The 21,304-nt window shown below is 69.3% G+C and carries 22 protein-coding genes and 1 pseudogene; 10 read left to right on the top strand and 13 right to left on the bottom strand.

The window, feature by feature from the left end:
• Position 1: 1 nt before the first annotated feature.
• A complete protein-coding gene (locus HJC40_RS26360; RefSeq protein ID WP_250004685.1) occupies positions 2-532 on the bottom strand; it encodes a lytic transglycosylase domain-containing protein in 531 nt (176 codons plus the stop codon).
• A gap of 239 nt (positions 533-771) precedes the next feature.
• Here HJC40_RS26360 and HJC40_RS26355 point away from each other — a divergent pair, with 239 nt between their 5' ends.
• Positions 772-2,019, top strand: coding sequence for an FAD-binding oxidoreductase (locus HJC40_RS26355; RefSeq protein WP_250004682.1), 1,248 nt, complete (start codon positions 772-774; stop codon positions 2,017-2,019).
• A gap of 110 nt (positions 2,020-2,129) precedes the next feature.
• Positions 2,130-2,969 (top strand): AraC family transcriptional regulator, encoded by an 840-nt coding sequence (locus HJC40_RS46235; RefSeq protein WP_250004680.1) that lies wholly within the window; start codon positions 2,130-2,132, stop codon positions 2,967-2,969.
• Positions 2,970-3,084: 115 nt separating this feature from the next.
• Here HJC40_RS46235 and HJC40_RS45465 read toward each other — a convergent pair whose 3' ends face one another.
• A complete protein-coding gene (locus HJC40_RS45465) occupies positions 3,085-3,507 on the bottom strand; it encodes a hypothetical protein (RefSeq protein WP_284043776.1) in 423 nt (140 codons plus the stop codon).
• A 78-nt stretch (positions 3,508-3,585) separates the two neighbouring features.
• Between HJC40_RS45465 and HJC40_RS26340 the strand changes: the two genes are divergently transcribed.
• Positions 3,586-3,954: a nuclear transport factor 2 family protein gene (locus HJC40_RS26340; RefSeq protein ID WP_250004678.1), complete on the top strand. Its 369-nt coding sequence runs from the start codon at positions 3,586-3,588 to the stop codon at positions 3,952-3,954.
• A gap of 104 nt (positions 3,955-4,058) precedes the next feature.
• Here the strand turns inward: HJC40_RS26340 and HJC40_RS26335 are convergent, their stop codons facing one another.
• Both HJC40_RS26335 and HJC40_RS26330 read right to left on the bottom strand, forming a co-directional pair.
• Positions 4,059-5,879 (bottom strand): carboxylesterase/lipase family protein, encoded by a 1,821-nt coding sequence (locus tag HJC40_RS26335; RefSeq protein WP_250004676.1) that lies wholly within the window; start codon positions 5,877-5,879, stop codon positions 4,059-4,061.
• A gap of 109 nt (positions 5,880-5,988) precedes the next feature.
• Positions 5,989-6,588: a MarR family winged helix-turn-helix transcriptional regulator gene (locus HJC40_RS26330; RefSeq protein WP_250004674.1), complete on the bottom strand. Its 600-nt coding sequence runs from the start codon at positions 6,586-6,588 to the stop codon at positions 5,989-5,991.
• A gap of 92 nt (positions 6,589-6,680) precedes the next feature.
• Between HJC40_RS26330 and HJC40_RS26325 the strand changes: the two genes are divergently transcribed.
• The 6 genes and pseudogenes from HJC40_RS26325 (at position 6,681) to HJC40_RS26300 (ending at position 12,189) form a co-directional block, all read left to right on the top strand.
• On the top strand, positions 6,681-7,652 hold the full coding sequence (locus tag HJC40_RS26325) for an aldo/keto reductase (protein WP_250004671.1): 972 nt from the start codon (positions 6,681-6,683) through the stop codon (positions 7,650-7,652).
• A 76-nt stretch (positions 7,653-7,728) separates the two neighbouring features.
• The gene (locus tag HJC40_RS26320; RefSeq protein WP_250004668.1) at positions 7,729-8,820 is read left to right on the top strand and encodes a Gfo/Idh/MocA family protein; all 1,092 of its coding nucleotides are present in this window, start codon (positions 7,729-7,731) and stop codon (positions 8,818-8,820) included.
• 22 nt (positions 8,821-8,842) lie between these two features.
• Positions 8,843-9,597 (top strand): annotated as a pseudogene (locus tag HJC40_RS26315) (SDR family NAD(P)-dependent oxidoreductase).
• A 57-nt stretch (positions 9,598-9,654) separates the two neighbouring features.
• Positions 9,655-10,518 carry an LLM class F420-dependent oxidoreductase gene (locus HJC40_RS26310; RefSeq protein WP_250004667.1) on the top strand — a complete coding sequence of 288 codons (864 nt, stop codon included), beginning with the start codon at positions 9,655-9,657 and terminating at the stop codon, positions 10,516-10,518.
• 20 nt (positions 10,519-10,538) lie between these two features.
• Entirely contained in the window at positions 10,539-11,234 is a 696-nt protein-coding gene (locus tag HJC40_RS26305; protein ID WP_284043775.1) for a GPP34 family phosphoprotein, read from the top strand.
• A gap of 97 nt (positions 11,235-11,331) precedes the next feature.
• Positions 11,332-12,189, top strand: coding sequence for an MBL fold metallo-hydrolase (locus HJC40_RS26300; RefSeq protein ID WP_250004660.1), 858 nt, complete (start codon positions 11,332-11,334; stop codon positions 12,187-12,189).
• Between the two features lie 78 nt (positions 12,190-12,267).
• Here HJC40_RS26300 and HJC40_RS26295 read toward each other — a convergent pair whose 3' ends face one another.
• A complete protein-coding gene (locus tag HJC40_RS26295) occupies positions 12,268-13,215 on the bottom strand; it encodes an NADP-dependent oxidoreductase (RefSeq protein ID WP_250004657.1) in 948 nt (315 codons plus the stop codon).
• Between the two features lie 91 nt (positions 13,216-13,306).
• Here HJC40_RS26295 and HJC40_RS26290 point away from each other — a divergent pair, with 91 nt between their 5' ends.
• Positions 13,307-13,870: a MarR family winged helix-turn-helix transcriptional regulator gene (locus tag HJC40_RS26290; protein ID WP_250004655.1), complete on the top strand. Its 564-nt coding sequence runs from the start codon at positions 13,307-13,309 to the stop codon at positions 13,868-13,870.
• Between the two features lie 269 nt (positions 13,871-14,139).
• On the opposite strand, the gene HJC40_RS26285 is transcribed toward HJC40_RS26290, so the two are convergent.
• The 8 genes from HJC40_RS26285 to HJC40_RS26250 all read right to left on the bottom strand — a co-directional run bounded on the left by HJC40_RS26285 (position 14,140) and on the right by HJC40_RS26250 (position 21,300).
• Positions 14,140-14,736 carry a hypothetical protein gene (locus HJC40_RS26285; protein WP_250004652.1) on the bottom strand — a complete coding sequence of 199 codons (597 nt, stop codon included), beginning with the start codon at positions 14,734-14,736 and terminating at the stop codon, positions 14,140-14,142.
• A 263-nt stretch (positions 14,737-14,999) separates the two neighbouring features.
• The gene (locus HJC40_RS26280; protein ID WP_250004649.1) at positions 15,000-16,169 is read right to left on the bottom strand and encodes an ABC transporter substrate-binding protein; all 1,170 of its coding nucleotides are present in this window, start codon (positions 16,167-16,169) and stop codon (positions 15,000-15,002) included.
• Between the two features lie 12 nt (positions 16,170-16,181).
• Positions 16,182-16,925 (bottom strand): ABC transporter ATP-binding protein, encoded by a 744-nt coding sequence (locus tag HJC40_RS26275; RefSeq protein WP_250004647.1) that lies wholly within the window; start codon positions 16,923-16,925, stop codon positions 16,182-16,184.
• The gene (locus tag HJC40_RS26270) at positions 16,918-17,631 is read right to left on the bottom strand and encodes an ABC transporter ATP-binding protein (protein WP_250004644.1); all 714 of its coding nucleotides are present in this window, start codon (positions 17,629-17,631) and stop codon (positions 16,918-16,920) included. Before HJC40_RS26270 ends, HJC40_RS26275 begins: the two co-directional genes overlap by 8 nt.
• Complete coding sequence (locus HJC40_RS26265; RefSeq protein ID WP_250004641.1) at positions 17,628-18,590, bottom strand: branched-chain amino acid ABC transporter permease; 963 nt, start codon at positions 18,588-18,590, stop codon at positions 17,628-17,630. Before HJC40_RS26265 ends, HJC40_RS26270 begins: the two co-directional genes overlap by 4 nt.
• Positions 18,590-19,462: a branched-chain amino acid ABC transporter permease gene (locus tag HJC40_RS26260; protein ID WP_250004638.1), complete on the bottom strand. Its 873-nt coding sequence runs from the start codon at positions 19,460-19,462 to the stop codon at positions 18,590-18,592. Before HJC40_RS26260 ends, HJC40_RS26265 begins: the two co-directional genes overlap by 1 nt.
• Before the next feature lie 99 nt (positions 19,463-19,561).
• A complete protein-coding gene (locus HJC40_RS26255) occupies positions 19,562-20,611 on the bottom strand; it encodes an ABC transporter permease (protein WP_250004635.1) in 1,050 nt (349 codons plus the stop codon).
• A complete protein-coding gene (locus HJC40_RS26250) occupies positions 20,608-21,300 on the bottom strand; it encodes an ABC transporter ATP-binding protein (protein ID WP_250004632.1) in 693 nt (230 codons plus the stop codon). The genes HJC40_RS26255 and HJC40_RS26250 overlap by 4 nt, the downstream gene beginning before the upstream one ends.
• Positions 21,301-21,304: the final 4 nt, after the last annotated feature.

Below are 21,304 nucleotides of genomic sequence, written 5' to 3'. Positions count from 1 at the left end.
CTCACGGCCGATACTTGGGGACCAGTTCATTGAGGATGCGGCGCGCGTAGTTGTCCGCCTCGGCATTGGGCGGCCGGCCGTTCGCGATCTCGGTCGCGAGCGGGCCCGCGTTGTACGCCCACAGCATGGCGACGACCCGGTCAACCGGGACCGTCTGCAAGTCGGCGGCAAGAACACACATGTAGTGGCCCTGGGAAAGGATGGCATCTTCGGGCTCGAAGGGATTCTTCTGCCCGTTCTGGTTCCCGTCCAGACCGTATTTCGCCCAGGTGGCCGGCTTGAACTGCGAGATGCCCTGTGCGCCGGCGGACGAGACGGCGAGCGGGTTCCAGTTCGACTCCTGCTCGATCTGCGCGGCCAGGAGCGGTCCATTGACCTGCTCGCAGAGGCCGGCCGCGAGGCGGATCCAGGGTACGTAGGGTGCCGCCACGTTCTTGACATCGGGCGGACCCGCGTGGGCGCTGGTCACCCCCACCCCGGAGAGGGCGAATCCGACCACGAGCACTGCCCAGGCCTTGACGATCAACTTCATGGCGCCTCCCTTGACCTTTTGCATCCGGACGCCAGGAGCATAATGAACAATTTTCCTCTTTAAGGCAGCTGTCACTATAGGGCGTATTTACCTGCCCCCTGGGGCAATCCGTACTAATCGCTATCGTGGATCGCAATATTCACAACGTTTCCGCGCAATGTGCCGGACGCCCCCGAGTCGTGCCGCGAGCAGTGTGGAACCGCCTCAGCCACACGCGTCGATGACCCCAGGAGACCGGTATGAACCTTTGGAACCCGGCGGTGGACCACCAGCCGGCCGAAGTGATGCGCTGCGTCACGGCCGACGACGTCCGGGCCGGCCTGGCCAGGGCTGCGGACTCCGGGCTCGGCGTCTCCGTGCTGAGCGGAGGACATGACTGGCTCGGGCGTTCCGTACGGCCGGGTGGCCTGGTCCTCGACCTGTCGGCGATGCGGACGGTCTCGGTCATCGGGGACGTGGTCATCGCCGGTGGCGGCGCCCGGTCCCTGGACGTGATGACCGCGGCTGAGGAGTCGGGGTCCTCGGTCGTCGCGGGGACCGTCGGCTCCGTGGGCATCACCGGCTTCACCCTCGGCGGCGGGTACGGGCCGCTCAACGGGCTCGTGGGGACCGGGGCCGACAACCTGCTCGCCGCCGAGGTGGTCCTCGCCGACGGCCGGCTCGCCCACGCCAGCGAGCGGAGCGACCCCGATCTGCTGTGGGCGCTTCGCGGCGGCGGTGGCAACTTCGGTGTCGTGACCGCGTTGCACCTGCGCGCCTTCCCGATCGCCTCCGTACTCGCCGGCATCGTCACCTTCGGATGGGACGAAGCCGCCCGGGTCCTGCAGAGCTACGGCGACATCTGTGCGGAGGCTCCCGACGAGCTCACCGTCCGAGCCGGTGTCACCACCCTGCCGAACGGTCGCGCGGTGGCTTTCGTCGCCCCTGCCTGGGTGGGCGAGCCGGCGGCCGGCCGGCAGTGGATGAAGCGGATCACCGGTCTGGGCCGGCCGCTCACGGTGGACATCCGGTCCAAGTCGTTCAATGATGTCCTGCGCGAAGGCGATGCCATGTTCGCGGGTGCCGGGTTGCACCACGACATGGCCATGCGGAATGTGGCGGCGCTGACAACCGACGTGGTGGCCACCGTCATCGAAGCCGCGGAAGCACGCTCGTCGCCGTTCAGCGCGATCGAGATCTTCCCGTTTCACGGTGCCGCGACCCGCTTGCCGGTCGAGTCCACCGCCTTCGCCCAGCGCGATGGGCACTTCCTGATCGAACTGATCGGTTCGTGGAACCCTGACGAGAGGTCCGACCAGCACTGGGCGCGCGACACGTCTCGCAAGCTCGCGCCCTATGCTCTGCCCGGCGGCTATCCGAACCTTCTCGGACCTCACGACGACGAGCAGGTGGCTCACGCCTACGGCCCGAACACCGAGCGTCTGCTCGCGCTCAAGCGTCGCTTCGACCCGGGGTCCGTCTTCTCCGCCACCCCGTTGCCCCACTGACCGGACAGAGCCTGTCCGGTCGCCGGCGGCGGGAGAGGCCCACGTTCTCACTCCAGCAGCCGGATCGCCCGATCCGAGGCTGTGACACGACGAAAGGTGTGGCGACTGTTGTGGCTGCCGCTCATGACGACCTCCCGAAGGTTCCTTCCCAGCGGCTGGAGTCCAGCACCGGCCTGGGGTGGCGAACGGTCGAGGCCGCGGTCTACGCGGATCCGCCGGCCATCGGAGAGTTTCGCGTCGAGCCGGACCGGCTGATGATCGTCCTGGCCACCAGCGGGCATTACCAGCTCGAACACCGCAAGCGCGGAAGGTGGCACAGCGACGAACGCCGGCCCGGTTCGATCTGCATCGTCACCCCCGGCCAGCAGAACCTCATTCGCTGGCGCAGCACCTCCAACGTTCCGATGCGTTCGGTGCACCTGCTGCTCGACCCCACCGCCGCCGGCGATGTCTCGGTCTTCGACGAGTCGAACGACCACGACCCGTTCGTCACCGCGAGCACCTGGACGCTGTCGAACGCACTGGACAAGGGCGCCCCGGCGCTCTACGCCGATTCGATCGCCCAGGCGTTGCTCGCTCATCTCGCCTGGCGGGCGAGGCGACCCCAGCGCCATGGCGCCGAGCAGCCCCCGTCGTTGAGCCGGCATCAGGTCGACCAGGTCACCGATTACATGCGGGCCAGGCTCGCCGAGAACATCATGCTCGAGGAGCTCGCCGCGGTCGCCAACGTCAGCAAGTTTCACTTCATCCGGACGTTCAACGCCACGACCGGACTCACCCCGTTCCGGTATCTCCGCAGGATGCGCTTGCAAAGGGCAGCGGAGCTGTTGCGCGGCACCGCCTACTCCGTCGTCCAGATCGCGCCCATGTGCGGATACCGCAGTGCTCGCCAGTTCGCCACCGCGTTCCGCGCTGAGTTCGGCGTTTCTCCTACCGCTTTCCGCCGATAACGACGGCCCCGATCGACGTGCCGCCCAGGGTCCTGTGATGCCCGCGGAGGCGCACGTGGTGGACACCCGGGTGGCTTCCCGTGGCTTACCCGGGGTCGTACCTGTTCCGCTTGACTCACGGTGAACTCATCGATCCACGAGCACGGACAGGTTGCTTCCCCGGCGCCCCTTGGATCAATCGGTCTTCACAGATAGGAAGCGAATGTCGACCAGCTCCCTTGCCACTCCACTCAAGGGACGAATCGCCCTGGTGACAGGAGCCGGCCGGCCGCGCGGGATCGGACGAGGCATCGCCCTGGCACTCGCCGATGCGGGCGCCGACGTGGTGGTGACCGACGTCGGCGCCGTTGGCGCCGGCCTTCAGGTCGGAGGCGTCGGGCTCGGCGACAACCCGAAGGACCTCGAGGAATCCGCCGAACTCGTCCGTGAGCGCGGTCGGCGTTCCCTGGCGCTCCCCCTCGACATCACCGATAACGCGGCTGTCGCCGCCGTGCTCGGGCGACAATGCGGGCTTCATCAACGGCGTCGTCCTGCCCATTTCCGGAGGACAACCCGCAGGGCTGAACTGACGAATCGAGAGCTCATCCAGCCGTCAGGTTGAGGAGGGGAGGACCCGATGAACCAGCTGCGCGACTACATCACCGCATGGCAACGCCACGACTCGGCCGGCGTCTTGGCCACACTGACCGACGACTGCGTGATCACCGAATCCTACGGCCCGGTCTACCGAGGCAAGCAGCGAGTCGAGCAATGGATGCGAACCTGGCTCGACGACGGCTCGGTCGACAGCTGGGAAATCACCACGCACACGGTTGCCGGCAACGTCCTGATCGCCGAGTGGCTGTTTTCCTTCACCTGGCAGGGAAAGCCAGGCACCTTGGAGGGGGCCACGGTCGCGAGACTCACCGGCGACAAGATCTCCTACCTCCGGGAGTACGCGACCAATGCGCCCCTCTACGACTGGACGGGCGCTTGGCGCGAATGACAACGACACCACGCACGGCACTGGGCCCAGGCCGGTCGGCATTGCTCGGAATCAGCGAGGTTTCCTGCGGTGGCGGACAGCGAAGGCGATGCCGGCCCTGAGGGTCAGGGGATCGGCCCCTCGTAGCTCATCCAGAAGTCGACGGCGGCCGCCCGCGGGCGGGGCGCCAGCACGGTCCGGTCCCCGAATTCCATGACCTGCTCGGGCGACTGCTCGACCGTGGTCCAGTACGGCAGACCGGCCGAGTTGGGGTCGCCGTTCGAGACGAAATTGATCCAGTAGGCGCTCATCCGGTCGCGCAGCCCGAAGTCGACCGGCCCGTAGTCGGGGCTGCCGTCCTTGCCCAGGTTGTCGTAGGCGTACATGACCTCAGCGCCGTGGTAAGCGCCGAACTTCTCAAGGCCCTTTTCCGGCGGAGTGCGCGTGAAGAAGTAGAGGTAGGCCGCGGACTCGCCGGACCGTGTCTGCAGCCGGGCCCAACGGTGCATGGCTCGCGTCATGACCTTGTCGGTTTCGGCCCGCAGAAGTGACTCGAGCACTCGCTCCGGCGACCCGCCCGGGTACAGGCGAAGGAAGGCGGCGGCATCCGGCCCGTACGTGTCGCGTACCGACGCCTCGTAGGCGGCGGCATCAGTGTCGGGTGGGTCCGCCAGGGCGAGCGAGGCCTCGTCGGCGTTGCTGCCGACAAGGATCGGGACATCGAGTTGCTCTCCGGCCGCGTAGACGTCGGCGGGCGGCCTGGTCAGCACGTGGCCGTCGACCGACGGTCTCCAGTGCGCATCGAGCGACTCCGCCGCCTGCCGGATTCGTTCGGCCGGCATCGCGCGCATCGCGTCGACCGTCGCACCGCCCAACTGCCCGCTCAGCCGCCGGCCGGCGTCCTCCGCCACGGCTCGGGTATCGGCCTGGTCTTCGTTCCCGGTGTCCCCGGTGGTGCCCATGCACGCGCCGCTGCCGGCGATGATGCCGTCCACCAGATCCCGGGCCAGCGGCGTCGCCCCCAGAAGGCAGACGCTCTCCCCACCGGCGGACTCCCCCGCGATCGTCACCCGGTCGGGATCACCGCCGAAGGCCGCGATGTTGTCGCGGACCCACCGCAGCGCGGCGATCTGATCCATGATCCCGTAATTTCCCGACACCCCCTCGTCCGACTCCGCGGCGAGCCCGGGGTGGGAGAGGAAGCCGAACACTCCCAAGCGGTAGTTGAACGTGATGCTGATGATCCCCCGGGATGCCAAGGCCTCACCGTCGTAGATCGGCAGGGCGCCCGAGCCGGTCGCGAACCCTCCGCCGGCGATATAGACCAGAACCGGCAGCTTCGCCGAACCGGGCTTACGCCAGATGTTGAGGGACAAGCTGTCCTCACTGGACGGATAGGGGTTGAGGAAGGTGCCCTCCAGCGGGACTCGGACGACGCGTGACAGGGCCCGGCTGGAAAAGGTGGACGTCGGCTGCAGGGGAACATCGGAGAACCGATCGGCGGTGAACACCCGGCCGCGCTGAGCCGGCGGCTGAGGAGGACGCCATCGCAGTTCGCCCACCGGCGGTCTCGCGTAGGGGATTCCAGCGAAGATCTCGACCGTGCGGTCGTCGTTGTAGACCCCCGTGACCGCCCCTTCCCGGGTCGGCACCGGAGCAGTCGGGCGAGGCTCCTCGCCGCCGGCGGCCCGGTTCTGCGGCGGCGGATGGGCGACGACAGCCGTGGCGCACACGAGAAACGCGGCCAGCAACCATGCCGCCACGCGGAGCACGACCGGCCCCCGCAACCACCAGCGGGCAGTGACAGCGAGCCCGGCCAGCAGCGCCGCGACGAGCACCCACCCCCACCACGGGCCCCGATTCAGCCACACCAGGGCGCAAGCGGTCACACCCAGCGCCAGAAGACCTGCCCACTGCCGGCGGAGCTCGTGACGAACACCCACCATGTCCTCCATATCACCGACGACGTCATCAACCCGGACGTCGGCGTACGGAAGACTCCCTCGCACCGTGTCAGCGGCTTGCTCCATGCGACACCGTGTCCCTGGAACACAGTCAACTATCCGTACGGGATCCAGGCGCTTCCTCCGGATGGGCCTCACGCCGGCGGTTGATGGCGGCATTGACAGCGGTGCCGATGCGACGCAGGGTCGCCAGTTCGTGCGGCTCGAGTTCGTCTATCAGATATTCGCGGACCGCAGCGACATGCTTCGGTGCGGCCGCCACGACCTCCTGGTAGCCGGCCTCGGTCAGCGTCGCGACGGTGCGCCGGCCCGCGCCGGGAACCCGGGCCCGCGCCATCAGCCCACGCTTCTCCAGGCGTCCGACGACGTGCGACAAACGCGACAGCGATGCTGACGTCCGGGTAGCCAGATCGCTCATCTGCAGTGTGCGTTCCGGCTGTTCGGACAGGACCGACAGCACCATGTACTCGAAGAACGTCAGTGGCGTCTCGCGCTGCATCCGGGCGTCCAGGGCGGCCGGCAGGCTGATCATGAGCGCGGAGTTCGCCCACCACGCGGCCAGCTCGTCCTCGTTCAGCCAACGCGTTCCGGTGACCGACTCCGGTTCAGTGGTCCCCTGCGTCGCCGACGCCTCGCTGGTGGCCTCCGGTCCCGTACGGGCACGCCTGCCGCTCGCCGTGGTCTTCGCCATGCCGGCAACCCTACCGCACGTTGTTGACGGATCAAGTTCGGGCGTGCTCTGATGTTGATGCATCAAGTTCTCGTCTCGGGAAGGGCCCCACCATGCAGATCACCCATCTAGGCGGGCTCGAGGTATCGCGTATCGGCCTCGGCGCCATGGGGATGTCGGCGTTCTACACCGGCGCCGGCCGCGACGACAGCGAGTCGATCCGCACCATCCATCGCGCTCTGGAACTGGGTGTCACACATCTGGACACCGCCGAGGTGTACGGGCCCTATGTCAACGAGGAACTGGTCGGGCGAGCCATCCGGGGTCGCCGGGACGACGTTGTCCTGGCCACCAAGTTCGGCCTCGTCTCGCACACCGGCCGGCCGGGCATGGACGGCACACCCGCCAACATCCGGGCCGCGATCGACGGGTCACTGCGACGGCTCGGCACCGATCACATCGACCTGTACTACCAGCACCGGATCGACCCGGGCACACCCGTCGAGGAAACGGTGGGAGCCCTCAGCGAGTTGGTGGCCGAGGGCAAGGTGCGCCACATCGGACTGTCCGAGGCAGGCGCGGCGACGATCCGGCGGGCTCACGCGATCCATCCGCTGGCCGCCGTGCAGACCGAGTACTCCCTGTGGACGCGCGATCCGGAGGCCGACATCCTGCCGACACTGCGTGAGCTGGGAATCGGTCTGGTCGCCTACTCCCCTCTCGGGCACGGCTTCCTCACCGGCACCATCCGCACCCTCCACGGCCTGGACGCGGGCGACTGGCGTCGCACCAATCCCCGGTTCACCGGTGACAACCTCAGCGGCAACCTGCGAATCGTCGACGAAGTGCGCGAAGTCGCCGCCGAGGCCGGCGCCACACCCGCACAGGTCGCTCTGGCTTGGCTGCTCGCTCAGGGAGACGGAATCGTGCCGATCCCGGGCACCAGGCGGGCCGACCGGCTCGAGGAGAACGCCGCCGCCGACGGCATCCGGCTCACCGCCGGCCAGATCGCCCGTCTCGACCACCTGGCCCCGGCATCCGGCGACCGCCACGCCGAGGCCGACATGGCCGATATCGACCATTGACACCCCGCCGTACATCGACCGAGCGGCACGGAACGGTCGTGTCGCCACCGCAACAAGACAAACGGAGATCAATGTCATGTCAAGCACAGTGATTCGCGTAGGCATCATCGGAGCGGACACCAAGGCGAGCTGGGCCGGGGCCGCACACATCCCCGCGCTGGCGGCACAGCCGCAGTACACCCTGGCCGCCGTGGCGACCCGCCACGAGGAAAGCGCCCGCGGCGCCGCCGCGGCCTTCGGCGCCGAGCGCTGGTTCTCCGATCCCCTGGAGCTCATCCGTGACCCGTCGATCGACCTCGTCACCGTGGCCGTCAAGGTGCCGGCCCACCGCGACCTCGTGCTCGCGGCTCTGGCCGCGAACAAAGCCGTCTATTCGGAATCCCCGCTCGGTGCGAGCGTCGCGCAGACGGAAGAAATGGCTGCCGCGGTGGGCTCGTCGCCTACGGCGATCGGCCTGCAGGGCCGGCTGAACCCCTCGGTGCGCCGCGCGGCGGAGATCATCGCGGGGGGCCGGCTCGGACGGCTGCTGTCGGCACGGGTTACTGCGACGACCTTCGGCAACGGCCCGGAATCGATGAGCGCCTACGAGTACTTCGACAAGGCGGCGTCCGGAGCCGGGTTGCTGACGATCGCCGCAGGCCACGTCCTGGACGTGGTCGAAGCAGTCCTCGGTGACATCACCGACATCGACGCCCGCACGGAGATCCTCTGGCCGGAAGTGAAGCTGGCCGACACCGGCGCGACCACTGTCCGGGAGGTCCCGGATCATCTCGACGCCATCGTCAAGACCGCCTCGGGCGCTCCCGCGGGGATCCAGGTCCTGGCCGGCGTTCCCCTGCCCGATGCCCGGTTCAGCCTCGAAGTCCGCGGATCGGACGGCTGGCTGACCCTGACCGGCAACCACCCCGCGGGCGTTCAGGTCGGCGACCTGACGCTGTCGTCAAGCGTGGACTTCGACGCGCCCGACCGCCCCGTCGCCACCGGCGCCGGCCCGACCGCCGCCGACATCTGGACCGGAGCATCCATCAACGTGGGCGAGGTCTACGCCAGTCTGGCCCGCGACATCGCGAACGGGACCCACCACACCCCGGGCTTCCGCCACGCCGCCCACAACAGCCGGCTCATGGCCCGCGTCGAACAGGCTGCCCGCACCGGAACCCGGCAGTGAAGGCGTGTCCGAGGTCGATCCGATGGAAGGACAGAGCGTGTTGAACCTCCTGGACAAGCGAGTTCTGGTGACGGGCGGTTCCCGGGGCATCGGCGCGGCGATCGCCGTGACACTCGCCAAGCACGGTGCCGACGTCGCCATCAGCTACGAACGGTCCGCCGACCAGGCTCAGGAAATCGTCCGCAGGATCGAGAACGAGAAACGGCGCGGTGTCGCCATTCAAGCAGACAGCGCCGATCCCGAGGCGAACGAGAAGCTGGTGGAACGCGTCGTCGGCAGCCTGGGCGCTTGGACATTCTCATCAACAACGCCGGCACGATCCGTCATGGCACCATCACCGATCTCAGCCCCGACGACATCAGTGACGTTCTGCACGTCAACGTCCGGGGCACCGTGCTGACCACTCGAGCTGCCATCCCCCATCTGACGAACGGGGGCCGCATCATCACCATCGGCTCGACTCATGGGGATCGCGTCCCCTTCCCGGGCGTGACGCTCTACGCGCTGACCAAGTCCGCGCACCACTCCTTCACCCGGGGCCTGGCCCGCGAACTCGGACCCGCCGACATCACCGTCAACCTGGTGCAGCCCGGCCCTATCGACACCGCTCTGAACCCGGCCGACGGGGACGACGCGGACTACCTCCGCAGCCTGGTGCCACTCGGGCGATATGGCACCACCGACGAGGTGGCCGCCGTCGTGGCCTTTCTGGCCGGCCCGGCCGCGTCCTACATGACGGGCTCCATCATCACCATCGACGGTGGCTTGAACGCCTGACCGGGCCGGCCCGGCCGGACCCGGCAAGCCAACACTGCAGAAGAACAGGACCTCATCATGGAAATCGGCCTCCACATCGCGGACTACGCATGGAGCGGTGGCTCCGCCGCCCTCGGCCCCCGACTCGCACAGCACGCCCGGGAGGCCGAGGACGTCGGCGTCACGCGCATCACCGTCATGGATCACGTCTGGCAGATGAACGCCTACGACCTCGGCCCGTACGAGAGCGACATGCTCGAGGCGTACAGCGTTCTGAACTTCCTGGCCGCAGTGACAAGCACCGTCCGGCTGCACACGCTCGTCACGGCCGTCGCTTTCCGGCAGCCGGGATTGCTGGCCAAGCAGGTGTCCGCCCTCGACGTCCTGTCCGGTGGACGCGCCGGGCTCGGCATCGGGGCCGGCGCTTCCGTCGACGAGTCGGCGGGGCTGGGTCTGCCCGTCCCGTCCACGCGGGAACGCTTCGAGCTGCTGGAGGAGGCTGTCCAGATCTGTCTGCAGATGTGGTCGGACTCCGACGCGCCCTTCACCGGACGACACCACCGGCTCGAGCGGACCCTGAACGTGCCGCAGTCGCTGCAGCGCCCCCACCCCTACCTCTTGATCGGCGGCGAGGGCGAGAAGCACACCCTGCGCCTGGTCGCCAAGTACGCCGACGCGTGCAACATCGGCGGTGGAGACCAGACCGTGCACAAGCTCGACGTGCTCAAGGCGCACTGCGAAGCGGTGGGACGCGACTACGACGCGATCGAGAAGACCACTTTGTTCTCGATCAACCCCGAGACGACGACGGACGACATCCTCCGCATGGCCGAGCCGATGCGGGATCTCGGCTTCTCGACGGCGTACATCTTCGCCCAGCGGATGCCCGAGCCCGGCAAGATCATCGACGTGATCGCACCGGCCGTCGCCGGACTGCGCTGAGCGGGAAGACGAGAGAATCGATGAGCGACGCTTCTTCCGAGCAGCCTGGTGACGACCCGTTGTTGGTAGCCGACGTGTTGCTCCTGCTCTTCCAGCCGTCCTCCGGCACGATCGCCGGTGAGAACTTCCTGTTCTATGTGCTGGGCGGTGCCGTGGTCACCGACCTGACTCTCCGCAATCTCGCCGCAGCACAGGAAGCGGGCCGGTTCGTCCATCGCGTCGAAGCACGGGGCGAGGCGCCGGATGACGACATTCTCCGCTCAGCGTGGGACTACCTCGCGACGAGACCACGCGATGCTCAGACGGTCATCGCGGCGATCGGCCCCGAGCTTCGCAGCAAGGTGCTCGACAGGCTCGTCGACGACGGGCACCTACGGCGCGAGCGCACCAAGATGTTCGGCTTCATCCCGACGGAGTCCTTGGAGCTGGCAAGCGTACGACGCACGGAGCTCCTCGCTCGCGTGCGCGCGACGCTCGTCGACGGGGTTGCGCCCGACCCGAGGACTGCCGCGATCACGGCGCTGCTGTCGGCGAGCGCCAACCTGCACCGGTTCGACCCCGACATCCCGTGGACATCGTCGGTCATCCACCGCGCGAAGGAGTTCGAGAACGGCAGCTGGGGTGCGGCGGCCGCCGGAGAGGCCGTGACGGTGGCGACGATCGCCGTCATCAGCGCTGCCCTGATCGCCTCGACCGCCGGGAGTGGGGCCGGCTGATCAATCCGTTTCGCCCTCTGGGTCCTTCGACCCCATTCCGCACCGGATCACCGCAGTAATTCATCTCATCATTCTGAGCAGCACGGGAGGCGCTCCCATGAATGGCAGCGAACAGACCGATGATCGCGGGCGGCTGACGGCAGAGCACGGCGCGCTTCGGCGTACCGTCTCCGTGGCGGGAATTGTCGCGGCGGTCGTCTTGAGCGCCGCCTGCTCGAGCGCCGCAGACGTTGTGCAGTCGCCTCGAGTGTCCGGCGATGTGCGGGCGTCTCAGAGCCCTGATGCCGATTTCCTCTCCGAGGACGGCCGTATGTCCGTCAGCCAGGTGAGACAGATGGGCGTGATCATCGAGACGCCGGCGGCCGTCATCTACACGGACCCGACCGGCGGCGGCCACGCCTACGCCGGGCACCCCGCGCCTGACATCGTCCTGGTGTCACACGAGCATCGCGAGAACTACGACATCGAGACGCTGGGAGATCTCGTCGGGCCGGACACCCTGCTCGTCGTGCCCCCGCTCGTCCTCGACAGTCTCCCCGAGCGCTTACGGGAGAGCGCCGTCCCCCTCGCGAACGGCGAGCGGTCCGAGTCCGCCGGAATCACCATCGAGGCGATTCCGGCGTACGGACTCGGCGGGGAAGCCGAGCGCTGGCATCCACGAGGAAACGGGAACGGATACGTGCTGACGATCGGCGACCGCAGGGTATACGTCGCCGGTTCGACCGAGGCCATTCCCGAGATGCTGGCGCTGGATGACATCTATCTCGCACTCCTACCCCTCTATCCGCCGTACGCACTGGGACCTGAGGAAGCCGTGAGAGCAGTGTCAACGGTACGACCTCAATACACATACATCTATCAGTACAACAGCGAAGGGACCCGAGACGACTTCGTGAAAGCCATGGACGGAGCCCCGACGGAAATGGCGATAGTAGCGCCCCAAATCAGCTCCTGAGCCGTTCCCTCGGAGGGTGGGCAGGGCTCAGCCACGCCTTGGATCAGGCCGTTCAGGCGATACGCGCGCCGCCGTCGCTCAGGTGAGGGTGATGACGACCTTGCCGTGGCTCTTGCCGGCGGAGAGGTCGTCCAGGCCTTCGACGGCTTCGTCCAGGGGAAGCACTCGAGAAACGTCGCTCTGGAGCTTGCCCACGGCCGCGTCCTGGGCCAGTGCGGCGATGGTGTCGCGGTCCGGGCTGGCGATGGTGATCCCACCCCCGAGTAGTCCGAGCGACGCGGCGGTGTCGGCGTCGGGGGCGGACGTGATGGTCGACACGGTGCCGCCGGACCGGAGCGCGGCGAGCGGGACGTCCTCGACGGTGTTGGCCCAGAGGTTCACCAGAACGTCGACGCCGTCCGGGTAGGCCGCCCGGACCTGCTCGGCGACCGGTCCGGCGGTGTAGTCGACAACGGTGTCGGCACCCAGTTCCCGCAGCCGACCGGCGCTGGCCGCGGTTCCGGTGGCCACGACCGTGGCCCCGCGTTGGGCGGCCAGCTGCACGGCGTACCGGCCGACACCGCCCGACGCCCCACTGATCAGCACCGTCTGCCCGGACCGCACGCCGGCGGCCTCGAGCGCGGCCAGCGCCGCACCGCCGGCGAGGGGGAGCGCAGCGGCGGCGGCGTAGTCCAGCGACGGCGGCTTCGCCGTCACCGCGGAGGCGGCCAGGGTGGCGAACTCGGCGAGCGTGCCCGCCTGGAACGGCGCCGCGAATCCGATGTGCCCGATCACCTCGTCGCCGATCGACACCTCGGTCACGCCGTCGCCGACGGCCTCGACCACGCCGGCCACATCGCGGCCGAGAACCAGCGGATAGCGATGTTCCATCGCCTCGGCCAGTCCCCCGGAAGCCAGCACGTTGTCCATCGGGTTGAGTGCGGCGGCGCGGACCCGGAGCAGAACCTGGCCGGCCCCGGGGGCAGGCGTCGGCAGCTCGGCAACCTCAGGTCGCTGACCGGCGGCGAGAACAACTAGAGCACGCATGATGTCTGACTCCTCGACGATTCGAACTTAACGCTTTAAGAAGCTACCTCGTACTTAACGCGTGAACAAGTCGATGTCCTAGACTGTCGAGATGTCGTCCATCACGCCGCGCGAGACCGCCCCGCCACACCGAGCCGGTCCGGAAACGTCGGCGGTGCCGACCCGCTGGCTCGACGACGAGCAGCAGAACGCCTGGCGGGCCAACGCGGCGATCATGATCAGGCTGCCGGCGGCGCTCGATGCCCGGATGCAAACCGAGGCCGGCCTGACCTACTTCGAGTACATGGTGTTGTCGTCGCTGTCCGAGGCCGAGGACCACACGATGCGGATGAGCGCCCTCGCCGCCCGCACGTCGTCCTCCCTGCCGCGCCTCTTGCAAGTCGCCGGCCGGCTGGAGAAACGGGGACTTCTCCAGCGAAGTCGCGTGCCCGGCTCCGGCCGGCGCACCAACGCCACCCTGACCGACGCCGGCTACGCCAAGGTCGTGGAGGCAGCACCGCGACACGTCGTCGCCGTCCGCGAATACTTCATCGACGTGCTCGAACCGGGCGACCTGGCGGCCCTGGGACGGATCGGCGCCGCCGTCGGAGTGGCCATCGACCAGAACACCCCCGGACTCGGCGCCGCCGATCCCCCTGCTCCGGCCTCTGATTGAAGACCTGGGTGCGGCAGGACGCGGGCGGACGTATACCGGTGAAGTACAGCCGGGGTGTCCCGGATCGCTGATCGGCGATCCGGAACACCCCGCACGGGTCTCCGTTATCTACTTGGCTTCTCGGGTGCATGGAGCCGAACAGCGGCACACCCCTGGCTGGGTCACCACGGCGGTCCCGACGTCGGTTCCCTGAACGACAGCCTCTTCGTTGTCATACACCGGGATGACAATATTCTGCTCCCTGCTCTTTTCTCGAGTGAGGACGGAAATTACGGTTTAATAGGAAGCTCTTCGCCTCTGAGAAGCTTTTTCCCGGCCTCGACCTTGGCCTCGTACGGCGACGGCGTCTTCCACAAAGCGGCCAGTCGCTGAGCATCGCGGAAATCGTAACCCTCGGCGAAGAACGCATCGACCATGATCGCCGATTCCTGCGTCTGGCCGTCATGAGCCTGCGACGTCGGGGGGAACGGGAGAGGCCGCTTGTCGAGAAGCTGCTCGCCCGCCGCGATCTTGGCCGCGGTGATATCCGGGGTCTTCCAGAGAAGTGCCAGTTTGGCGGCGTCATCGTAGTCATAGCCGGCGGCGAGGAATCTGGTGATCGCCGTGCGCTCAGCCGAACTCAATTGCTCCGAGGGCGTAGCCTGCGCACCCGCCGCCAGCACCGGCTGCTCCGTCTGGCCGTAGATGTGCGCGGCGCCGACGAAAAGGCTGGCGCTGATCACCACACCGGCCGTTGATTGCCGGAGCAACCGACGCTGCCGATACCTCTTGGCCAGGGCCTCGACATTGGCATGAACCACGAGCAGGTCATGGTCGGTGTGGTCGTGCTCGGCCATGGCCTCGCTGAGCGGGTGGTCGTGCTCCACTGCTTCTCCTCAATAGTCACCTGTCCGTCTCAACATGGTGGACGGGTGCGCTCGAACCGCCGCCGGCCCACAGCGGCCAGGCTCACGAGCGCTACATCTCTATGACTTATGCCGGGCAGTGGTTGTGCACCAGGAATGGCGATATGTTGCCGGTCCGATGATGGCAGGTCTTCCGAGCAGAAACGCCCCTGGACCCGAGCGTCGGCTCGTCGGTCCAGGGGCGCTCCGGGTCACCGAGGTGTACTACCTCGGCCCGGCGGCGGTCAGTCGGCCAGGACCCAGCGGTTCTCCCGTACGGTGAGGATGCCGAGCGCGGCCGGCTGCAGGCCGGAGTGCTCCTCGGCGCTGAACTTGAGCGGTCCGCTGACCCCGTCGATCTGCTCGTTCTCGAGCTCGTCGCGGATCCCCTGCGGGTCGGCGGCCTTCGCCCGGCTGACCGCATCGACGATCGACTGGAGGGCGTCGGCGGCGAAGGACGCGAAGCCCGAGTAGTCGCCGTTGGCCTTCTGGTACGCGTCGACCCAGGCCTTACGATCCTTGCCGGCCGGCGTGGCGGTGTCGATGTCGTCGGTGGCCAGCACCTTGGGGAACACCATGTTGGTGCCCTCGGCGGCGGCTCCGGCGCCCTTGATGAACAGTTCGGCGCCCGCGCCGGCGTCCAGGTAGATCTGGCCGCCGTACCGGGCGTCGCGCAGCGCCTTGACCACCGTGCCGGCGGCGGGTGACACAGCCCAGACCACCACCGCCTGCGGCTTGGCCGCCACGACCTTCGAGACCTGGACCGTCACGCTCGTGTCGGCCTGACCGAACTGCTCGGCCGCCCCGACGCTGATCCCGGCCTTCCCGGCCGCCTCGGTGACCGACTTCTGGCCGTCCTGGCCGTAGACGTTGTTGACCGAGATGAGCCCGATCTTGCTGACCTGTTTGCGCTTGAGCTCCGAGACGATGACGGTGGCGTCCTGCGCGGGATTCGGCGAGATCTTGAAGACGTACGCCCGCTCGGCGACCGGGTTCGTCAGGGCGCTGGCCGACGCGAGCGCGATGGCCGGCACCTTGTTCTCGGTGATCGTGGTCAGGGCGGCCAGGCCACAGGCGCTGCACCCGCCCAGGATCAGGGCGTCCGCGCCCTCGTTCTTGATGAGCGCGTTGACGTTGGTGACCGACGTGTTGTTGTCCGTGCGGTTGTCGCGGACGACCACCTTCAGCTTGCGGCCGCCGAGCGTCCCTCCTTCGTTGAGCTGAGCGGCCTTGAGTTCGAGCGCCTTCTGATAGGCGGTGCCGATCGACGCCGTGGGCCCGGACAGCTCCAGGCTCGCGCCGACGACGATCTCGTCCGTACCGGAACCGGCCTGCTCCTCGTCCGCGGCGCAGCCGGCCATGGCGGCCAGGACGGCGGCGGTCAGAGTGAGCGGCAGAACGCCTCGTAGTCGCACTTGTTGCTTCTCCTAGCGGTGTAGTTCACCCGTGGCCGGATCGGCCCCGAGATAGGCCGAACGCACACGTGCGTCACCGCGGAGCGTCGCGCTCGGCCCGGATGTGGTGATGCGCCCGCGTTCCATCAGGTAGCCGCGACTGGCGACCCGGAAGGCGACCGCGGCGTTCTGCTCGACGAGCAGGACGCCGGCCTCCGCACCGGCCAGCCCGGCGATGATGTCCTCGACCTCGGTCACGACGAGCGGGGCCAGCCCGAGCGACGGTTCGTCGAGCAGGATGACCGTCGGCGCGGACATCAGGGCCCGGCCGATCGCCAGCATCTGCTGCTCGCCGCCGCTCAACGTGCCGGCGGTCTGCCGCCGCCGCTCGGCCAGGCGGGGAAAACGGGCGTAGACCTCGGCGAGAGCGGCGGTGATCGCCCGGCGCGACCGGCCGTATCCGCCGAGGAGCAGGTTGTCGTGCACCGACAGGGGAGCGAAGACGCGACGGCCTTCGGGCACGAGGGATACGCCCGCCCTGGTCCGCCACGGCACCGAGCGGCCGGTGATGTCCTGGCCGCGCAGCCGCACCTGTCCCGCGGTGGACCGGATCAGACCGGCCACCGTTTTGAGCAGCGTGGTCTTGCCGGCGCCGTTGCGTCCGATGAGGCACACCACCTCACCCGCGCCGACGGCGAGGTCGACGCCGTGCAGGGCCTCGATCCGGCCGTAGCCGGCGACCAGACCGGACAGTCGCAGCAGGCCGGCGTCAGTCATCGCCGTCCCCCAGGTAGGCGCGCCGGACCCCCGGGTCGGCAGCCACCGCGGCCGGTGGGCCGTCGGCCAGCAGCCGGCCGCGGTCGAGCACCAGGACGCGATCGCTGATCCGCAGGACGCTCGGCACGTCGTGCTCGACGAGCAGCAGGGTGGTTCCGCTGTCGCGCAGCCGGGAGAACAGATCCAGCATCTCGTCGCTCTCGCTGCCGGGCAGCCCGGCGAGCGGCTCGTCCAGCAGAATGACGCGCGGTTCGAGGGCCAGGGCCCGGGCCAGCTCGAGGCGGCGTTGCTCGCCGTAGGAGAGCTCCCCCGGGTACCGCTCCCCCGTGCCGGTCAGGCCGACGTCGGCCAGCAACGCGAGCGCCGCCTTCCGGCCGCGCCGCCGGGCCCCGTACGGGGTCAGCAGGTGTTCGAGCGCAGTGAGCGAGCCGAACAGTCGCAGGTTCTGGAACGTGCGGGCCAGCCCGGCGCGGGCGATCCGGTGCGCCGGCAGTGTGGTCAGCTCGTACCCGTCGAGCCGGGCCCGCCCGTGAGCGGGGCGGACGATCCCCGAGAGCACGTTGACGAAGGTGGTCTTGCCCGCGCCGTTGGCGCCGAGCAACCCGACCACCCCGCCGCTGTCGTGTCGCAGCGACACCCCGTCGATCGCCGTCACGCCGCCGAAGCGCACGGTGAGGTCGTTCAGTTCCAGCCGGGCGTGGGTCATCGGGCGCCTGCCCGGCGGCGCAGAGCGGCCGGCAGCCCGGCGAGCCCGCGCGGCAACACCAGCAGGCTGAGAACCAGGACGATCCCGTACGCGGTGAGCTCGGCTTCCGCCCCCGAGCCGGGCAGTCGTCCCCGCACCACTTCGGTCAGCGTGACCACGGTGAACGCCCCGAGCGGGGCTCCCCACACGCTTTCCCGGCCGCCGACGGTGATGATGATCAACAGCTGCACCGAGTTGAGCAGCCCCAGCATGCTGGGGTCCACATAGCGGAACCAGTGGGCATACCCGCTGCCGGCCACCGACGCGAGCACAGCCGACACCACGAACGCGGTACGCCGCAGGGCGGCGATGTCGATGCCGGCGGCCGCGGCGGCCACCGGGCTGTCCCCGGCCGCGGTGAGCGCGGAGCCGAGCTGTGAACGGACCAGCAGGTGCACGGCCACCGTGCCGATCAGCAGCAGGCCGGCGCCGAGCCAGTAGATCGGCAGATCGCCGGTGAGGCTGACGCCGAACACGTGCAGGGGCGGCAGCCCGCTGAGGCCGGCGTTGCGGCCGGTGGCCGGAAGCTCGTTGACCACCGCGGCCAGGGCCAGTCCGAAGGCGAGCGTGGCCAGCGACAGATAGTGGCCCTGGGCCCGGAAGATGACCGTGCCGAGCGACCACGCCACCGCGGCGGCCAGCGCGGCACCGGCGAGCAAACCCCACCACGGGTCGAGGCCGGCCCGGGTGCTGAGCAGGGCCGACGTGTAGCCGCCGATGCCGTAGAACGCGGCCTGCCCGATGGACACCTGCCGGGCCAGGCCGGTCAGCGGGACCAGACCGAGGGCGCCGATGGCCAGCAGCACCATCAGCACCGCGGTCGACATCGTGTAGAACGGCACCCGGGTGAAGACGGCCGGCACCAGCAGCAGCCCGGCGGCGAGGACCAGATAGCCGGCGAACGGGCGGAGGCGGGCCATCACACGCGTTCCCGGACAGCGGCGACCAGCAGGCCGCCGGGGCGGACCAGCAGCACCGCGACGAGCAGCCCGTACACGACGGCATCGCGGTAGCCGCTGCTGACCAGCCCGGTCACCACGGCTTCGACCACTCCCACCAGCAGGCCACCGGCGATCGCGCCCAGCGGAGAGGTCAGCCCGCCCAGCACGGCCGCGGTGAAGCCCTTGAGTCCCAGGGGCACCCCGGCCGTGGCGTCCGGCGGCTGGATGGGCGCCAGCACGATGCCGCCGATGGCCGCGAGCACAGCCGCGATCACCAGGGCGATCAGACCGGTCCGCAGCGGCGCGATGCCCATGAGCCGGGCGGTCTCGCGGTCGGCCGCGAGAGCTCGCATGGCCCGGCCCGACTGCGACCGGGTCAGCAGCGCCCACACGGCGGTGGCGGCCGCGGCCGCCACCGCCGCGCACCACAGGTACTGCGCCGAGATGCTGATCCCGAACGCCTGGAACTGGTGCTCGCCGCCGAAGGAACCGGCGAAGTGCTGGTCGGCGCCGAAGACGAGCAGGGCCAGACCCTGGATCAGGATCGAGGCGCCGATGGTCAGCACGATGAGCCGGTCGTGCCCGGCATCGCGGGCCGGGGAGAGCACGAACAGGTGCAGGGCCGCGCCGCAGCCGGCGGTCACGGTGAGGGCGATCGCGGCCGCCGCCACGGGGTGCGCCCCCGACTCCGCAGCGACCGCGTAGGTGAGCCCACCCAGCATGACGAAGTCACCCTGAGCGAAGTTGATGATGCCGCTGACCTGATAGACGAGCGCGATCCCCAGCCCGATCACGGCGTAGGTGCTGCCGGTGGCCAGGCCGACCACCACGTACCCCAGCAGTTGTTCCACCGTCCACCTCCCGTCCGCCCGGCTCTGTCACCGGGGCAGACGCCAGAGGGACGGAGGTGTTCACGCAACGTGACGCTGCTCTCCGCTTCGGCGGCTTGGTCACCCGCCGCTGAACCGCCGGACGCGATAACCGGCGCAGGCAACGAGCACCGCGGCCAGCGCCACGAACACCGCCAGCTCCCACCACTGGAACGTCCAGTACCGGTCGCCGGACTGGAAGGTGACCACCTCGTGATACCTCTCGCCGATCCGGACGACGCAGTCGTGCATCTCCTGCCGGACCGCCTCCGTCACCGGGCGGGCCGGGCCGCCGCCGCTCTCCTGGCCGATCGTCGGGCAGGATGCCTTGAGCACCTGGTCGGTGAGTGGCGTGCCGGCGGCGTCGACGATGTCGGTCGACTGGATCCACGCGTCCGGGATGTCCGGCGGCTCGGGGTCGAGCCTGCTCTCCCCGATGCCGAGCAGGATGTTGCCGCCCGATCCGTACCCGGTGGTGTCGGGGTCCAGCGGCCGGTCCATCACCCGGGGCGCCACCACCAGCGGCCGGACCCACTCGGTGACCATGATCCGCACGGTCAGCAGCCCGGCCAGGGTGATCGCCATGGCCGGCAGCGTCCGGCGGGTGACCAGCCCGGCGACCACACCGAGGGCCAGCGCGAACAGGGCGTACCCGATCGGCACGAGGTCACGGGCGTCGAACGTCCCGTACACGGCCGCCGCCGAGTCGTCGAGCGGCGCCGCCCACCACGTGACGAGCATGCTGAGCAGCGTGGTGGCCGCCACGGTGGCCGTACCGACCACCGCCAGCCTGACCGCCAGCCAGCGCCCACGGCTGATGCTCTGCGCCCAGACCAGCCGATGGGTCCCGGCCTCGAACTCCCGGGCGATCAGCGGCGCACCCCAGAACGCGCCGATCAGCGCGGGCACGACGATCACCAGCAGACCGGCCACCGTACGGGAGCCCGTGTTGTCGAGGACGAACGAGACCAGAGCGGGGCACCGGGCGTCCGATCCGCAGTCCCGCCGGGCCGCCGCCGCGGCTTCGGTCAGGTGCGGCCGAGTCGCCAGAACCACGGCGACCAGGGAAATCAGTCCGGCCAGGGCGGTCCAGGCCGAGTCCCGGAACTGGCGTACCGCGAGCCGGATCATGCCGCCCGGCCCAACTCGTCCAGGACCACCCGTTCCAGTCCGGCCGGGTCGGTGATCGCCTCGGCCAGGCGGACCCGCCCGGCCGCGATGACGACGACGTGGGTGCACGTCCGGGCCAGATCCGCCACCAGATGCGTGGAGAGCACCACCGCGCTGCCCGCGTCGGTCGCGGCGGCCACCGTCTCGTCCAGGAACGCGCGCCGCGCGAGCGGGTCGAGGCCGGCCACCGGCTCGTCCAGGACCAACAGGTCCGGGCGCTTGGACAGGGCGATGGTGAGCGCCAGCTGGGCCCGCTGCCCGCCGGAGAGCCGGCCGGCCCGCTGCCCGGGGGCCAGCCCGAGCCGTTCGGTGCGCTCCCGGGCCGCGGCCGCGTCCCAGCGGTGCGGGTTGAGCCCCGCGCCGAGTTGCAGATGGTCGGCCACGGTCAGCCCGGCGTACGTCGGTGCGTCCTGTGCGACGAACCCGACCCGGCCCGACCGCATCGCCGCGTCCGGGGTGCCGCCGAGTACGCGAACCGTGCCGCCCGTCGGCGCCAGCAACCCCACGATCAGCTGCAGGAAGGTGCTCTTACCGGCGCCGTTGGGCCCGACCAGCCCGACGATCGCCCCGTCGGGAATGGACACCGTGCCATCGAGCAGGGCCCACCGTCGCCGGTATCGCTTGGCCAGCGCTTCAGTCTCGAGGATCATGCCG

This window comes from Actinoplanes sp. M2I2 (assembly GCF_023544445.1).
GTDB lineage: Bacteria > Actinomycetota > Actinomycetes > Mycobacteriales > Micromonosporaceae > Actinoplanes.
The sequence above is the reverse complement of the archived record's forward strand: the minus strand, read 5'-3'. Positions and strand labels throughout refer to the sequence as shown.

Bases quoted from the DNA above. Each gene is read 5' to 3' on its own strand.
- HJC40_RS26295 (WP_250004657.1), bottom strand. From the start codon at position 13,215: ATGCGTGCTCTAGTTGTTCTCGCCGCCGGTCAGCGACCTGAGGTTGCC.
- HJC40_RS26325 (WP_250004671.1), top strand. From the start codon at position 6,681: ATGCAGATCACCCATCTAGGCGGGCTCGAGGTATCGCGTATCGGCCTC.
- HJC40_RS26355 (WP_250004682.1), top strand. From the start codon at position 772: ATGAACCTTTGGAACCCGGCGGTGGACCACCAGCCGGCCGAAGTGATG.
- HJC40_RS26305 (WP_284043775.1), top strand. From the start codon at position 10,539: ATGAGCGACGCTTCTTCCGAGCAGCCTGGTGACGACCCGTTGTTGGTA.
- HJC40_RS26310 (WP_250004667.1), top strand. From the start codon at position 9,655: ATGGAAATCGGCCTCCACATCGCGGACTACGCATGGAGCGGTGGCTCC.
- HJC40_RS26340 (WP_250004678.1), top strand. From the start codon at position 3,586: ATGAACCAGCTGCGCGACTACATCACCGCATGGCAACGCCACGACTCG.
- HJC40_RS26255 (WP_250004635.1), bottom strand. From the start codon at position 20,611: ATGATCCGGCTCGCGGTACGCCAGTTCCGGGACTCGGCCTGGACCGCC.
- HJC40_RS26360 (WP_250004685.1), bottom strand. From the start codon at position 532: ATGAAGTTGATCGTCAAGGCCTGGGCAGTGCTCGTGGTCGGATTCGCC.
- HJC40_RS26265 (WP_250004641.1), bottom strand. From the start codon at position 18,590: ATGGCCCGCCTCCGCCCGTTCGCCGGCTATCTGGTCCTCGCCGCCGGG.
- HJC40_RS26290 (WP_250004655.1), top strand. From the start codon at position 13,307: ATGTCGTCCATCACGCCGCGCGAGACCGCCCCGCCACACCGAGCCGGT.
- HJC40_RS26320 (WP_250004668.1), top strand. From the start codon at position 7,729: ATGTCAAGCACAGTGATTCGCGTAGGCATCATCGGAGCGGACACCAAG.
- HJC40_RS26330 (WP_250004674.1), bottom strand. From the start codon at position 6,588: ATGGCGAAGACCACGGCGAGCGGCAGGCGTGCCCGTACGGGACCGGAG.
- HJC40_RS26250 (WP_250004632.1), bottom strand. From the start codon at position 21,300: ATGATCCTCGAGACTGAAGCGCTGGCCAAGCGATACCGGCGACGGTGG.
- HJC40_RS45465 (WP_284043776.1), bottom strand. From the start codon at position 3,507: ATGGGCAGGACGACGCCGTTGATGAAGCCCGCATTGTCGCCCGAGCAC.
- HJC40_RS26270 (WP_250004644.1), bottom strand. From the start codon at position 17,631: ATGACCCACGCCCGGCTGGAACTGAACGACCTCACCGTGCGCTTCGGC.
- HJC40_RS26300 (WP_250004660.1), top strand. From the start codon at position 11,332: ATGAATGGCAGCGAACAGACCGATGATCGCGGGCGGCTGACGGCAGAG.
- HJC40_RS26335 (WP_250004676.1), bottom strand. From the start codon at position 5,879: ATGGTGGGTGTTCGTCACGAGCTCCGCCGGCAGTGGGCAGGTCTTCTG.
- HJC40_RS26275 (WP_250004647.1), bottom strand. From the start codon at position 16,925: ATGACTGACGCCGGCCTGCTGCGACTGTCCGGTCTGGTCGCCGGCTAC.